Below are 13,145 nucleotides of genomic sequence, written 5' to 3' on the forward strand. Positions count from 1 at the left end.
GTGATGTCCGTTCGGGGTGTGGTGGATTTTCAGGGCAGAGCTGTTCAGGGCAGAGCTGTTCAGGGCAGGACGATGGGGGGAAGGTCGGCGACGCTGTCGAGCACGTGGGTGGCACCTGCTTCGAGCAGCTGGGTCTCGGAATGAGCTCCGGTGAGGACGCCGACCAACAGCGATGCGCCGGCTCGGCGACCGGACAGGATGTCGCTCGACGTGTCACCGACGACGGCGACCGCGGAAATGTCGGTCACCTCGGCGAGCAGGGCGGCCGAGAGCACGAGATCGGGGTGCGGACGGCCACGACCGGCACTCCCGGGTGCGAGGAATGCGTCGGGCAGATCCCGCCAGCCGAGCGCGTCGATGATGCGATTCTGGGTGGGTGCCGAGAATCCGGTTGTCAGGACGACGGTGATTCCGGATTCGCGAAGCTTCGTGATCGCCTGGGCCGCACCGGGTACGGGTGAGACCCCGTCGTCGATGCGGGCGTCGTAGGCCGATTCGAAAGCGCGGTTGGCGGCCTGAGCGCGGTCCTCTGTTCCGAACAGTGCGCGGAACACCTCGATCTTGGACCGACCCATCGTGTCGAGCACGTAGCGGCGGGCGTCGTCGCGTTCCGGACCGGCGTCGGCAAGTCCGACGGCGGTGGCTGCGGCATCGAACGATTCGAGTACCAGACCGTCGTCGGTGACAGTCGTTCCGGCCATGTCGAGGACGACGAGCTCGACGGGGGTGCTGGTGTTCGGGCTGGTGGAGTTCGGCATGAGGAAGAGACTGCCGTTTGGTATAGACCATTACGTGGAACGTGAGTGAACGAACCGTGAACGTCGCACGACAATTAGGTCTAGACCAATTGATGCTATGGTTGGTCCATGGCCGTGGACACCGAACCTCGCGTACTCAAGCATCAGATCGTCCGCAGAAGCCTCGACGCGATGCTCGACGGCATGTCTGCGGGCGACGCGTTTCCGTCCGAGCGCGATCTCGCCGATCGATACGACGTGTCCCGCGAGACACTGCGTCAAGCCATCCGAGAACTGTTGGTAGCCGGTCGAATCGAACGTCGCGGCCGGGCGACGGTGGTGGCCGAACCCAAAGTGGTGCTGCCGTTGGCGATCGGCTCCTACACCGAGGCCGCGCGCGAGAAGGGCATGAGCGCCACTCGAATTCTGGTCGGCTGGGAAGTGTTCCGAGCAGACGACGTGCTGGCGGAACTCCTCGCGATCGAGATCGGTTCGGAGGTAGTGCAACTCGAACGCGTCTTCACCACCGGCGACGTGCGAGTCGGACTGGAAACGACTCGTATTCCCGCCTATCGAATCCCGGGGCTACAGGACAGTTTCGATCACCGAACGTCCCTCTATGCCGAATTGGCAGCCCGGGGAGTCACGTTCGGGCGCGTTGTCGACACCATCGAAACCGTCCTCCCCGATGCCAGGGAAGCCGCACTGCTCACCGTCGACACTCGGACACCGATGTTTCTGCTCGGCCGTGTCTCCTACGACACGGACGGTGTTCCCATCGAACACCGACGGTCCCTCTATCGCGGAGACCGGATGACCTTCACCGCCGTCATGGACGCCTGACATGACCTCAGCAGAAAGACTTTCCGTATGACATCGACGTACGACGTCGTGGTCGTCGGGGCCGGGATCGTCGGTCTCGCACACGCGTATCACGCCCATCGGCGCGGACTCACCGTGGCAGTGGTCGATCATGCCGATCGTGTCGCAGGTGCCTCCGTCCAGAACTTCGGACACGCCTGCATCACAGCGCAATCCGGGACCGCACTCGAATACGCGCGAGCAGGCCGCAGTCACTGGCTCGACCTCGCCCGAAAAGCCGACTTCTGGGCAGCGGAATCGGGAACTCACTGCGTCGCCCGGCACGAGGACGAGCTCGCGGTGCTCGAGCAGTTCGCCGAACTACGGGGCGAGGATCAGGTACAGCTGCTGGACCGCAGCGAGGTACTGAACCGACTCCCCCTTGCCGACACCGATGTGGTCGGCGGCATGTACCTGCCTCTGGACGTCCAGGTGGACCCGCGCTCCGCCGCTCCGGCCGTCGCACGCTGGCTCGCCGATTCCGGGGTGGACTTCCACTGGCGCACCGCTGCAACGTCGTTCGCGCCGGGAATCGTTCGCACCTCCCGCGGCGACCTGCATGCCGGTGCCACGTTCGTCACCGTCAACCACGACATCGATCGCCTGTTTCCCGAGAGCGCCGAACGCGGCGGACTGGTGCGGTGCCGACTGCACATGATGCGAGCCACCATGCCGCTGCGTGCACCGCTTCCCTCGCCGCTGTTCACCGGCTGGTCGCTGCTGAGGTACTCGGGCTTCGAGAACCTGCCCGCCGTTGCAGACGTCGCTGCCCGCCTGCAGGCCGAGTATCCCGACTACGTCGAACTCGACCTGCACCAGATGTACACCCCACAACCGGACGGGTCGATCCTGTTGGGCGACACCCACGTTCGCGAGATCACCACCTCGCCGTTCCAGAGCGAAGACGGTTTCGAGGTGTTGCTCGGCGAAGCGAGAACGCTGTTCGGAGTCGACCGCATCGACGTCGTCGAGCGATGGCAGGGAACGTACTGCTCCGCACCGGGTTCGGAATTCCTGCTGGAAGAGCCCATCGACCGTGTGCACATCGTCACCGTCACCACCGGGATCGGCATGACCACCAGCATGGGTCTGGCGTTGTCCAACGTGGACAACGCGCCGACGCTCGTCTAGCGCCGACACCCCCGTCCTCGCGTCGCCGCACTGTTCGGCTCGCGACACTACTGGGCACACCCCCGTGTCAAGATGTAGTCATGCCGCCGGTCGTTCGCCCCTACCGAGGTGTCGCCGCAGACAAACGTCGCCGCGAGCGCCGCGAGAAACTGCTCGACGCCTGCCTCGACGTGGTTGCGGAGTCCGGTGTCGCCGCCGTCACGGTCGACGGCATCTGTGCGCGCGCCGGCCTGTCCAAGAGGTACTTCTACGAAAGTTTCGGAGACCGCGACGCCATTCTGGTGAGCGCTCTCGACGACGTGATCGACACCGTGGGAACTGCTCTCGAAGAGATTGTGCAGGAACAGGGGTCGACCTCGGACCGCGTCGCCCAGACTGCAGCCGTTCTGGTGCGCGCGCTCACCGCCGATCCACGGTCGTCCCTGCTGTACACCTCGGCGTCGGCCAATCCCGCACTCGAGGCCCGACGCCGACAGATGGTCGACACGTTCACGCCACTGCTGATGCGAGCAGTGCTCGACGCCGACCCCGCGAACCCACGGGCCGAGGCAGCGACCGTCCTGATGGTGGCAGGGACGACCGAGCTACTCGACCGGTGGCTTCGCGGCGATCTGGACTTCACCGAAGTGGAGTTCGTCGACACACTGACCGCGCTCGGCGTCGCCCTGGCGACCTCTTTCTGAGCGCACCCGTGGGTCGGGCCGTCACCCGAGCAGGCTCCGGCCCAGATAGCCGTCGTCGACCACTCCCGGCAGCACGGCGAACACCGCGGACCCGATGGGTGTCGTCCATTCGTTGAGCGCATCGAATTCGGCGAGGCGCCGCTGAATCGGGAGGAACTGGGTGAGCACATCGCGCTGATAGCTTGCGAACAGCAGCCCGGAGTTCGACACCGAGCCGGGAGCAGGTGGGTCGTCGTAGTTGTACGCCCGCCGGAAGATTCGCTCGCCGTCGTGAGTGTGCCGCGCCCGAGCGATGTGCGAGGACGGTGGGATGACCGGAATGCCGAATCGATCGGTCACCTCGAAATCGGCCTCGTCGAACTCGTCGGTTCCGGTCAACGGCGCACCGGTGTCGAGAGTTCGCCCCACCGACAACTCGCGGCCGGGTCGGTCCAATTCGTCCCAGGTATCCATCTCGATTCGAATGCGCCGCAACACCATCGACGTTCCGTGCTGCATCCAGGGCTGCTCGCTGCCGTCGTCCCAGACCAGACCGTCGAAGTCCGTACTTCCGGCCGCCGGATTGACCGTGCCGTCGACCTGGCCCATCAGATTGCGCATCGTGGTGCCCGATTCCTCGGTACCCCGCGAACGGCGGAACCCGCGCTGCATCCAGGCGATCGTCACCAACGATCGAACGTTCTTGGTGAGTACCCGCACTGCGTGCGCAACGGTCACAGGATCGTCCGAGCACACCTGCAGCAACAGATCTCCACCGGTGAATCCCGGTTCCAGACGGTCGATTCCGAAGGCAGGAAGCGGCGCCAGCCACGTTGGGCGCCGATCCGGCAGACCGATCGCATCGAACACACCGGGGCCGAGTCCGACCGTCACCGTCAGACGCGCCGGCCGAAGTGCCAATTCCGCCTCGGTATCGGCCAGCGCGGGTGCACCGGCAGTGAGCCGTCCGATGTCCTCGGTCCAGACCTTCAGAATCCCGATCAGCTCGTCGCGTCCGACACGATCCTGCAGATTCAGACCGACGAACGTCGAGTGTGCCTGCGGCGGAACGGTATCGATCCCGGCTTGATGAATGCCGCGCCACGGCACCGTGTCGGCTCCGGTGGTCGTCTCGGCCGCATGGTTGCCGAAGACTCCGTAACCGGTCGCTGCTCCCACGCCCGCGACGCCGAGCGCGGCGACGCCTCCACCGAGGAGGCGTCGCCGGCTCAGCGAGCGTGGGGACCGGTTCTCGTTCTCAGCCACCGTGCGTCGGCGCAGGGGTCGCCGACCCGTCCGTGTTCATGCCCATGGTGCCGGGCTCGTAGTTCTCCTGGGCCCCGGAGAAGTCCCTGACCTGGGCGGTGAACGTCGCAGTCGACGCATCCTCGAACTCGAGGGTGAACTCTGCGTCGGCTCCTGGCGTCAGCGGAGATGTGACGTCCATGAGCATCAGGTGATCGCCGCCCGCGGCGAGCACGTGCGTGCCGCCCGCCGGAATGACGAAGCCGCCCTCCTTGGGCCGCATCACCATCGCTCCGTCGTCCCCGGTTGCCATCTCGTGCAATTCCATTCGGCTCGATGCCGGTGACGATGCACCGACCACGTGCACGTCGGCGTCGCCGGTGTTCTGCAATTCGGCGAACGCCGCGGTCATACCGGAGTCGGCGGCTTTGACCCATTGCTCGCGAACGACGACGGAATCGGACTCCTTCGCCGCGGCGGCCGGCTGGGTGCTCGAGCATCCAGTGAGCATCAGGCCGGTGACCGACAGCGCGGTCACCAGCGTCGAGGTGCGACGGGTGATATTCATGCGAGTTCGCTTTCATGTTGGGAAGCACCGTAATTGGCGGCTCTGGTCCGAGCTCGACGAATCGAGCCGAGCACGACGTCGACAGCGAGGAAGGCCACCAGGCTCAGCCCGAGGAGTGGGACGAACCAGCCGACGGCGACGGCGACGACCGCCAAGACGGCGACGGAGATCGGCGAGATACGGCGAAGACCGCCGCGCAGAGGTGGCCGGCCCGCAGTGAGACCGGTTGCCTTGGTGGGCCGGCGCTTCCACCACATCATGTAGCCGCGCACGATGACCGATGCCAGCGCAACTGCAAGCGCGAGCAGGGCCAGCTGATTGGCCACACCGAACAGCGTTCCCATGTGCAGTTGAATACCCCAGGCAGCCAGCTTGGCCGCGAGCGGCCAGTCGGAGAAGTACAGGGTGTCGACAACCGTGCCGGTGCTGCCGTCGATCGAGATGGAGTTGTTCGACATCAGCCAGGGCTGACGGGTTTCGGCGACGACGAACGCTGCGTCGTCCGACGCTGGGATCGACGCCTCCACGGCCCCGTCGATACCGTTGGCCTTCGCGATGTCGAGGACCGAATCGATGCGTCCGACATTGCTGTTCGTCGTCGACGCGTCGGCCGCCATGTCCATCGAATGCCCGCCGTGACCGGAATGATCGGGCGTCGCGGCGTCGGAAGAGCCGATGGTCTCGGTGATGGCGGGTGTGGTCCAGCTCAATGCCGAACGCAGCTCGGTGACGTTCTCCCCCGCGTAGGTGGACCACGTGAGTCCGGTGGCGGAGAGAAATACCAGACCGACGGCGATCCAAATGCCCGCCACACCATGCCAGTTCAAAGACCTGTTGCGGCCTTTGGACTTTCGATCGAAGGTCAGCAGCCTGGTTTTGTCGCGGTTGCGCCGGTAGCGCTCGACCCACAGGTAGAGCCCGCCGAGCGCGATCACCCACAGCTACGATGCGGCGAGTTCGCTGTAGAGCCGACCGGGCTCACCCAGGTGCAGGTGGCGGTGGAGTTCGGAAATCCAGGTGCGTAGAGGTAACGCGCCGGAGGAACCGTACACCGTCGCCTCGCCCACGGACGTCGCGGTCGAGGGATCGACGAAGACGGCCAGTCGCTTCGATTCACCGAGGGAAGGGTCGGTGAACATCACGCGGGTGGTGTCGCCGGGGTCGGTGGCCGGTCGCACTGCGGCGACGGTGAGGTCGGGTTGTTCTGCCTGCGCAGCTCGGATCTGATCCGCCACCGGTACGGCCGGGCCGGTGGGGTCGACGTGCAGGTAGTCCCGATACACGAGTTGTTCGATGGTCGGTGCGACGGCGTACAGCCCGCCGCTGATGGTGGCGATCAGGATGAACGGTGCGACGAGGATGCCCGCATAGAAGTGCAGCCGCAGGATCAGCGGACGCCAGCTACGGGGGCTGGTCGGACGGGTGGGCGGGGAAGGATCGGCGACGCGTTCCATTTCCGGTGTGGACACGAGGACTTCTTTCGTGAAGGCATGACTGGGCGCGCGGATGTGCGCGAGGTGGCATCGCACGACGGATCGAGCCGTGCGCAGACGGCGCGAATCGACGACAGTGCGAAGTACAGGATCGAATGCGGCAACAACGCACTACCCGACGCCTGACGAGCAGGGCGGGTGTGACGGTGGGTTGTGCTCAGGCAGTTCGAGCCGGTGGCCCGCGGTTTCCGCAGCCAGAAAGGTCGAGAAGTCGCGGTGATCCCGGAATCCGGTACACCGGCAGTGGCGGGGCGATGCGCTTGTCGTCGACGACGAGGGCGGCCAGTAGTGGGAGAGCCCTGCCCAGCGAGGTCACCGCGCGTCGGATGCCGAGTTCTGCACCCCTGATGGCCAGGGCACCGACCAGGACGGCGACCACGTGGGCCGCGAACATCTGCTCGGTGATCATGGGACCGTGATGGTGACTGTCGACGACGGTGAGCAGTAGATGGCCGATCGACTGGGCCGCAGCGAGAACGACCAGCAGTCGAGTGCGCGGTGCAGCCCCCGTCGGTGCCACCGCGGTTGCGTATCCGACGGCCGAGCACACCAGCGCCAGCAGCACGATCGACGCATCGGACGGGGCCATCCCGCCGCCGACGGTGTGCGCCCAGGCGGTGACCAGCGCCGTGAGTCCGCCCACGGAGGCACCGCGCAGAGGCGCGAATCCTTCCGTCGGCTCGGACATGGACGGGAGCTTACTACCGACTACACCGAGTAGTAGTCCGGGCACGGCAGCGACGCTCCCGTTACACCAAAGCCGGTCCAGCGGTCTTTTTACAGTTGGTTATCCTGATCATCGGTACTCGAACGATCAACGGTCGAGCCGCGAGATCGAGAGTGGTCGCACATGGCAGAGAATTCGGACGCGGCTCAGGCGAGGGTGTTCGCCGACATGCTGACCGCCGAGATCGCGGCCGCGTCGAGTCGCATCGAGGACTCCGAGCAACTCGCCCGCAAAGCCCTGCGCGTCGGCGATTCCCGCAGCCACGTGTGGCACAGCGACGAGGCGCAGACTCAGAAGCAGTCGCTCTACGAGCTGCACCGCCAGCTCGATGCGTTGCGCAACCGATTCCCCGCCGTGCACCGCCCGTAGGAACGGCCGCCGATCGAAACATTCGACGCCTTATCGACACTGATTACCGTATTGGATTAGGGTCGAGCTCCATGGCCGAAGAGTCGTTCGATTCCGCGGTTGCGCGCGTCCATGATGTGCACCGACGCCTCGTCGATCGCGGCACCGGATCGGGCCTTCCGACCGTCCCCGCAGCCGACGGGACATGTGTTCTGCCGTCGCCGCCGCCACTCCCACCGATGCCGCTCCGCACAGCACTGCGCGACCGCCGGTCGCACTACCGATTCGCGGACATGGACGCGCTGCGGCTCTCGACTCTTCTCCGGTCGGCAGCGGGGCCCGGTCGAACTACCGAGCGGCCGGACGGCAGGCCACACACCTTCCGGATGAATCCGACGGCAGGCGGTCTCGATTCGATCGACCTGCATCTCGTGGTCCTCCGCGGTACAGGTGAGATCGGTCCGGGGACCTACCTTTTCGATCCACATCGACACGTTCTGAGCAGAACCGGCACCGGACCGTGCGTCGACGCACTCGAATCATGCCTCGTGCAGCCACAATTCGCGCGGCGGGCACCCTTCGTCGTGATTCTCGTCGGACGCCTCGACCGAACCCTGATCAAATACAGCGAACGCCACTATCGCACCCTTCACATCGACGCCGGCATCGCCGCGCAGAACCTGTATTTGGTCGCGACTGCACTCGAATCGGCGTGCTGTGCAATCTCGGGCTTCTACGACGAAGAGCTCTCGCACTTGCTCCGCCTGGACCGACTGTCCGTTCCGTTACTGGCTTTCGCGCTCGGCTGACTCGGCGAGGACGGCGAGCAACGGTAGCCGCGGCACCCCGAGCCGCAGGGCTACCGCCCCCGCAAGAGCGAGCGCGCCCGCTCCGAGCACGACGGCCGCGGTCACGCCGAACATATCGGCAACGGCGCCGCCTGCCGCAGCTCCGAAGGGAGTTCCACCCATCGCGATCATCCGCGCCGTGGTGTTCACCCGGGACTGCAGGTGGTCGGGCGTGACGGACTGACGAACCACGATGCCGTTGACGACGATCATGGTGTTGGCGGCCTGATAGACGATCAGGAGCAGTAGAGACACAGCGAGTGCGCCCGTGACGGACCACGCCAGCATCGACAGGAAGGCCACCACCAAGCCGAGGCACGTGATCACGCCGGTCCCGAGCACCCGTTGAATTCGTGCACTGACCAGACTGATGAGGAATGCTCCGAGAGCCGTTGCTGCATAAAGTGATCCGATTCTCGCATCCTCGGCGGCGAGACCGAGCTGCCGAACGCCGACGACCACCATCAGTCCCACCACCACACCGTTGGCGATGCTCACCCCGACGCCGACCGCAGTCAGCGCCCGCACCACGCGGTGCCGCCGAATGAATGCCACACCCTCGACGATCGACCTGCCGAGATCGGAACCGCCCCGAGCCGACGCGGCGCTCACGGGTATCGCGATCGTCGAGGTGACCACCGTCGCGACGAGAAAGCACAGTGCGTCGATCGCGATGGCACCCGGCGGCCCCAGCGTCGTCGCGGCGATACCACCGAGCAACGGGCCCGCGATCCCGATCACCGTCCCGACGCTGACCAGTGTGCCTGTCGCGTCCGCGATTCGACGGCGTCCCACCAAGGCCGGTACGACGCCGAAGGACGCTGCATCGAAGAAGACGAACAGCGTCGACACGGCGAACGCAACGATCATCAGGTGTGCAACGGTCACCGACGCGATCATGTGGGCCGCCGGAATACTGGCCAGAGCCAGAGCACTGCCGAGTTGAGCGGCGAGCAGGACTGCGCGCCGGTCGTACCTGTCGGCGAGCGCACCTGCGATCAGTCCGAACATCAGGTAGGGCAACGACTCCACTGCGAAGGCGACACCGGAGAGGAGCGGCGAGCCGCTCAGCTGATAGACCAGCATCGGCACGGCCACCGTCGACATCGCGTTGCCGATCCAGGCGACCGCACGCGCAAGGACGAAGCGACGAAAGGCGGTCACAGGCTCGGAGGCGGAGCGAGCAGCAGCGTGTTCGGATCGGTCGGGTCGCAATCGGGCGCGTGCTGCCGAGCGATGTCGCGCCATCGGGGTAGCCCGAAGTAGGGAAATGCGGCCGGGGCGTTGGGAATCAAGCCAGAGGCACAGACCCGGGCCACCCTCAGTGGCGTCGACGCCACGTCCGAGGTGGTGATGTCGCAGACGACCACCTCGTGGCCCGCTACCGCGAGCGCGCTCCGCATACCGTCGGCGGTGCCGCGGGGAAGCTCGTCTATCGATACCGTCTCCGCCGGATTAGTGAAGCGGGGAAGGTACGCGGCCTGAGTACGGGGATCGAGCCACACCTGGGCTTGTGCGCCCAGGTCGCGGACGTGTTCACTGCGCGCTCCGGCGGCATCGAGGTAGCTGCGATCGACGCGGTGGTCCAGGTAGAGACCCGGCGACAGCACCCCGGCGCGCATCGACCCGAACACCCAGCCGTCTGCCTCGACCAGCCCTCGGGTGAAGACCCAACTGTGGATCGCTTCGAGAACGGCCTTGCGTGCCGTCTCGACCGGGTCCAGCTTCGCCGAGAAACCGCCTGCGACGATTCCGAGTTCGAGATCATGAACAACGGCCGCTACCACCGGAACTCCGAAGTACGATGGCAGCTCGAGGAGATGACACCGCAGTCGTGAATCGCCGAGGTCTGCCGCGAGCCCGGGCACCGATGCCGGATCTATGCCCCGCGCAGGCAGGTTCAAGTGCCACCACAGCGACAGCGAATCTCGCTCCACGAGCTCGAGCAGTCCACGTGTGGCCGCGTCGTCGAGCCCCTGTCCGGTGGCGATGCCGGCGTAGTTCAGATGATGAATCCACGGGTCCTTCCTGCGAGATCCGCCGCGCCAGTTGAGGTACACGTACGAGGCCGGAACTGCGACACACGCCCCGTCGTCCGATGTCCCGTCGACCCAGGCGACTCGTGAGTTCTGGGTGAAACGCTCGAACGGAAAGCCTGCAGAGTTCAGCTGCCAGGGCGCGAAGAACTCGAATGTCTCGTTCCCCCAATGGCGGACACCCTCGGCGCGCAGTTCTGCGGGAGTTGCGTAGCGCAGCGTGTTCGGTACGTAGTTTCCGCAGTACCGCTCCACTGCCTCGCCGATCGCCGCAATACGGGCCCCTGCGGGATCCGCGAAGGTGGTACCGAGCGACACCAAGTCGCACGGCCACTGTCCGAGCGCACGGGTATCGGCGATCTCCGCCGTCAGTCCGACGTACCGTTCCGGCATCCCGTCGAGCCTCTCGACCGGATGCAGCGCACGGATCAATCCGGTGAAGGGGTCGACCAGATCGTCTGCGCGGAAGGAGACATCGCTCATACAGGCATCTCCAACTCGATGCCGCGCACGGTACGTTGCATCGGCACCGCTCGGGTTCCGTACAGATGATCGTCGTCGGTGTGCAGATCGCGGGCATATCGCGGGAAGGCGTGTGCCGAGATCATCAGTGTCAGTTCCTCTCCCTCGTGAATGTGTGTGGACAGCGGCGCGAGATGCACGACGGAGTCGAGGGACATGCCGTGAGTCAGTTGCTCCACCTCGCCGCCGCGCCGGTGGGCGACGAGCATCGCGCCCCAGTGCCGGTCGCAGTCGCCGCTGTCGACGCGCACCACGGGAGTTCCGACAATGGCTCCGGCTCGCCACGGCACCGGACGGGCAAGGCAATCCGAGCGTGTCGCCAGTCCACGAAAATCGGTGCCGGGTGTACAGGAAGGGAAGGGCTGCAGAGGATCTGCGACGAAGCTGCCACCGGGCAGCTCGATCGTCGCTCGGGCAGTGGGCCACGTCTCCAGCCGCAACGGACCACCGGGGTGTCCGTACAGCTGCGCGCCGGTCCACGGCCGACCGTCGAGCGCCGCACCCAGCCATGCGCTCATGCGCTCGGCGCGACCCGACCCCCGCATCGAGTGATCCCACGGTCCGAGGGCGAGTGCCGACGGGCCGCCCCACGACGACCAGAGGTCGACGGTGTCCTGGCCGAACCAGTCCGCAGTCCCACCCTGCGCCAGCAGCGGACAATGTTGTGCTGCAGCGTGGTTCCTGCGTTCCGCATCCGACCTGCCGGCCTCCAGGACCGAGCGCCACGAGGGTATCGGGGGGCTCGACGAGCCTCCGATGTCGGACACCGGCAGCGTCTCCAGCAGATCGGCCGATGCCGAACTCTTGCCAGAGTGGGCGGCGTCGCCGTGCTCGGACCACCAACCGAGGCGCGACTGCAGGTAGAAGGCCCGGTCTCGATTTCGCGCCGTCTCCCCCATCCCCAGAGCGGGCACGACGACCGATACGCCGGCTATTCCCTCGACTTCAGCTGCAGCGACAGCAGTTTCGGTGGCACAGTGCGCTCCGTAGGACGTGCCGTAGAGGAACAGAAAGGGGGCCTGCGACCACCACGCTTGCGCGGTGATCCACTCGACGCAGGCCAAGCCGTCGGCCCCTTCACCGTGATATGGGTGAAACGACCCGGTGGAGCCGTATCGGCCGCGCACGTCCTGGACGACCGTGGTGAATCCGCGCACGGCCCAGCCCGCAGCCTCGGCGAGGTGAGCTTCGCTGTTGTACGGAGTGCGAATCGACAGCACGGCACGCGGACTCCGCGCCTTCACGACGAAGGTACGAAGTCCCCCGATCTTGTACTCGCGCTCCGTCATCGAGGCGGTTCCGGTACAGGCAGAATCGGGTGCCGAGTCACCCGCAGCGTACGGAGGTCGATCGCCGTCACGCAATGGTCGGCCGTGGGATCGATGACCTCCGCCAGAACCTGAGCCGCCACGAATTCGGCCGCCGCGTCGGACACCGGATGGATCGACGAGATCAGACGCCGCCCGCCGGCGCGAGGGGCGTAGCCGTCCTCGATTCGTTGCCTGTTCCGACGGGATGCGGCGCGCCGCATCGTCACATCGGTCAGCCGGACCCCCTCGGGCACAACGACGTAACGATTGCCGTCACGGAAACAGCAGATCGACCCACCGGACCCCAGAGTCTCGACGCCGTTGTCACTCACGGAGATCGATCGAGTCGCCGCACGCCCTGTGGACAAGCCGACGCGCCCCAGCATTCCCACCAGCGCAGCAGCGACAGAGCCGCAGCCGAGCACCGCAACCTCCTCGGTCGACGAATCGGGAACGACATGGCCTGCGGTGAGTAGCGCGGACAGCGCCGTCTTCGGTTTCGCGGACACCGGTGCCACGGAGCCGGCCAAAGCTTGTGCCAGTTGGTCGAATTCGTCGCGGTCGAGCGCGAGAGCGAAGTGTTCGTCGTCGGCGGTGCGGAGCACGAATCCCGAATCGGATTCGTACAGTTCGGTTCTGGGTGCAAGTTTCATGGCG

The 13,145-nt window shown here is 65.9% G+C and carries 14 protein-coding genes and 1 pseudogene; 6 read left to right on the forward strand and 9 right to left on the reverse strand.

All coding sequences use genetic code 11. The annotated features are described in order from the left end of the window. Window positions 1-59 precede the first annotated feature (59 nt). Window positions 60-758, reverse strand: a complete 699-nt coding sequence (locus NY08_RS13240; RefSeq protein ID WP_045196810.1) for a phosphonatase-like hydrolase — start codon at window positions 756-758, stop codon at window positions 60-62. A gap of 108 nt (window positions 759-866) precedes the next feature. Between NY08_RS13240 and NY08_RS13245 the strand changes: the two genes are divergently transcribed. From NY08_RS13245 to NY08_RS25175, 3 genes are all read left to right on the forward strand, one after another. Then, complete coding sequence (locus NY08_RS13245; protein ID WP_032396017.1) at window positions 867-1,580, forward strand: GntR family transcriptional regulator; 714 nt, start codon at window positions 867-869, stop codon at window positions 1,578-1,580. 27 nt (window positions 1,581-1,607) lie between these two features. Further along, a complete protein-coding gene (locus NY08_RS13250) occupies window positions 1,608-2,729 on the forward strand; it encodes a TIGR03364 family FAD-dependent oxidoreductase (protein ID WP_032396018.1) in 1,122 nt (373 codons plus the stop codon). A gap of 80 nt (window positions 2,730-2,809) precedes the next feature. Continuing rightward, the gene (locus tag NY08_RS25175; RefSeq protein ID WP_052049660.1) at window positions 2,810-3,412 is read left to right on the forward strand and encodes a TetR/AcrR family transcriptional regulator; all 603 of its coding nucleotides are present in this window, start codon (window positions 2,810-2,812) and stop codon (window positions 3,410-3,412) included. Window positions 3,413-3,433: 21 nt separating this feature from the next. Here NY08_RS25175 and NY08_RS13260 read toward each other — a convergent pair whose 3' ends face one another. The 3 genes and pseudogenes from NY08_RS13260 to NY08_RS13270 form a co-directional block, all read right to left on the reverse strand. After that, complete coding sequence (locus NY08_RS13260; RefSeq protein WP_045196812.1) at window positions 3,434-4,657, reverse strand: Dyp-type peroxidase; 1,224 nt, start codon at window positions 4,655-4,657, stop codon at window positions 3,434-3,436. After that, on the reverse strand, window positions 4,650-5,204 hold the full coding sequence (locus tag NY08_RS13265; protein ID WP_045196814.1) for a copper chaperone PCu(A)C: 555 nt from the start codon (window positions 5,202-5,204) through the stop codon (window positions 4,650-4,652). The genes NY08_RS13260 and NY08_RS13265 overlap by 8 nt, the downstream gene beginning before the upstream one ends. Next, window positions 5,201-6,673: pseudogene (locus tag NY08_RS13270) on the reverse strand (PepSY-associated TM helix domain-containing protein). The gene NY08_RS13265 and the pseudogene NY08_RS13270 overlap by 4 nt, the downstream one beginning before the upstream one ends. A 21-nt stretch (window positions 6,674-6,694) precedes the next feature. Here NY08_RS13270 and NY08_RS26595 point away from each other — a divergent pair. Further along, the gene (locus NY08_RS26595; protein WP_256991274.1) at window positions 6,695-6,823 is read left to right on the forward strand and encodes a hypothetical protein; all 129 of its coding nucleotides are present in this window, start codon (window positions 6,695-6,697) and stop codon (window positions 6,821-6,823) included. Window positions 6,824-6,854: 31 nt separating this feature from the next. Here NY08_RS26595 and NY08_RS13275 read toward each other — a convergent pair whose 3' ends face one another. Beyond that, on the reverse strand, window positions 6,855-7,385 hold the full coding sequence (locus NY08_RS13275; protein WP_045196816.1) for a hypothetical protein: 531 nt from the start codon (window positions 7,383-7,385) through the stop codon (window positions 6,855-6,857). A gap of 162 nt (window positions 7,386-7,547) precedes the next feature. Here NY08_RS13275 and NY08_RS13280 point away from each other — a divergent pair, with 162 nt between their 5' ends. Together NY08_RS13280 and NY08_RS13285 are read left to right on the forward strand one after the other, a co-directional pair. Then, on the forward strand, window positions 7,548-7,793 hold the full coding sequence (locus NY08_RS13280; RefSeq protein WP_045196818.1) for a hypothetical protein: 246 nt from the start codon (window positions 7,548-7,550) through the stop codon (window positions 7,791-7,793). Window positions 7,794-7,864: 71 nt separating this feature from the next. Beyond that, window positions 7,865-8,581: a SagB family peptide dehydrogenase gene (locus NY08_RS13285; protein WP_045196820.1), complete on the forward strand. Its 717-nt coding sequence runs from the start codon at window positions 7,865-7,867 to the stop codon at window positions 8,579-8,581. On the opposite strand, the gene NY08_RS13290 is transcribed toward NY08_RS13285, so the two are convergent. From NY08_RS13290 to NY08_RS13305, 4 genes are read right to left on the reverse strand one after another with little or no spacing between them, the layout of a single operon-like run. Next, the gene (locus NY08_RS13290; protein WP_052683791.1) at window positions 8,558-9,784 is read right to left on the reverse strand and encodes an MFS transporter; all 1,227 of its coding nucleotides are present in this window, start codon (window positions 9,782-9,784) and stop codon (window positions 8,558-8,560) included. The two genes, NY08_RS13285 and NY08_RS13290, sit on opposite strands and share 24 nt — an antisense overlap. Next, the gene (locus NY08_RS13295; protein ID WP_045196822.1) at window positions 9,781-11,139 is read right to left on the reverse strand and encodes a YcaO-like family protein; all 1,359 of its coding nucleotides are present in this window, start codon (window positions 11,137-11,139) and stop codon (window positions 9,781-9,783) included. Before NY08_RS13295 ends, NY08_RS13290 begins: the two co-directional genes overlap by 4 nt. After that, window positions 11,136-12,467 carry a CocE/NonD family hydrolase gene (locus tag NY08_RS13300; RefSeq protein WP_045196823.1) on the reverse strand — a complete coding sequence of 444 codons (1,332 nt, stop codon included), beginning with the start codon at window positions 12,465-12,467 and terminating at the stop codon, window positions 11,136-11,138. Before NY08_RS13300 ends, NY08_RS13295 begins: the two co-directional genes overlap by 4 nt. Beyond that, window positions 12,464-13,141, reverse strand: a complete 678-nt coding sequence (locus tag NY08_RS13305; protein WP_045196825.1) for a hypothetical protein — start codon at window positions 13,139-13,141, stop codon at window positions 12,464-12,466. The genes NY08_RS13300 and NY08_RS13305 overlap by 4 nt, the downstream gene beginning before the upstream one ends. Window positions 13,142-13,145 lie beyond the last annotated feature (4 nt).

The organism is Rhodococcus sp. B7740, from assembly GCF_000954115.1.
Taxonomy (GTDB): domain Bacteria; phylum Actinomycetota; class Actinomycetes; order Mycobacteriales; family Mycobacteriaceae; genus Rhodococcoides.

Excerpts from the sequence above, each read along its gene's own strand:
- NY08_RS13240 (WP_045196810.1), bottom strand. The coding sequence starts at position 758 with ATGCCGAACTCCACCAGCCCGAACACCAGCACCCCCGTCGAGCTCGTC.
- NY08_RS13245 (WP_032396017.1), top strand. The coding sequence starts at position 867 with ATGGCCGTGGACACCGAACCTCGCGTACTCAAGCATCAGATCGTCCGC.
- NY08_RS13250 (WP_032396018.1), top strand. The coding sequence starts at position 1,608 with ATGACATCGACGTACGACGTCGTGGTCGTCGGGGCCGGGATCGTCGGT.
- NY08_RS25175 (WP_052049660.1), top strand. The coding sequence starts at position 2,810 with ATGCCGCCGGTCGTTCGCCCCTACCGAGGTGTCGCCGCAGACAAACGT.
- NY08_RS13265 (WP_045196814.1), bottom strand. The coding sequence starts at position 5,204 with ATGAATATCACCCGTCGCACCTCGACGCTGGTGACCGCGCTGTCGGTC.
- NY08_RS26595 (WP_256991274.1), top strand. The coding sequence starts at position 6,695 with ATGACTGGGCGCGCGGATGTGCGCGAGGTGGCATCGCACGACGGATCG.
- NY08_RS13275 (WP_045196816.1), bottom strand. The coding sequence starts at position 7,385 with ATGTCCGAGCCGACGGAAGGATTCGCGCCTCTGCGCGGTGCCTCCGTG.
- NY08_RS13280 (WP_045196818.1), top strand. The coding sequence starts at position 7,548 with ATGGCAGAGAATTCGGACGCGGCTCAGGCGAGGGTGTTCGCCGACATG.
- NY08_RS13285 (WP_045196820.1), top strand. The coding sequence starts at position 7,865 with ATGGCCGAAGAGTCGTTCGATTCCGCGGTTGCGCGCGTCCATGATGTG.
- NY08_RS13295 (WP_045196822.1), bottom strand. The coding sequence starts at position 11,139 with ATGAGCGATGTCTCCTTCCGCGCAGACGATCTGGTCGACCCCTTCACC.
- NY08_RS13300 (WP_045196823.1), bottom strand. The coding sequence starts at position 12,467 with ATGACGGAGCGCGAGTACAAGATCGGGGGACTTCGTACCTTCGTCGTG.
- NY08_RS13305 (WP_045196825.1), bottom strand. The coding sequence starts at position 13,141 with ATGAAACTTGCACCCAGAACCGAACTGTACGAATCCGATTCGGGATTC.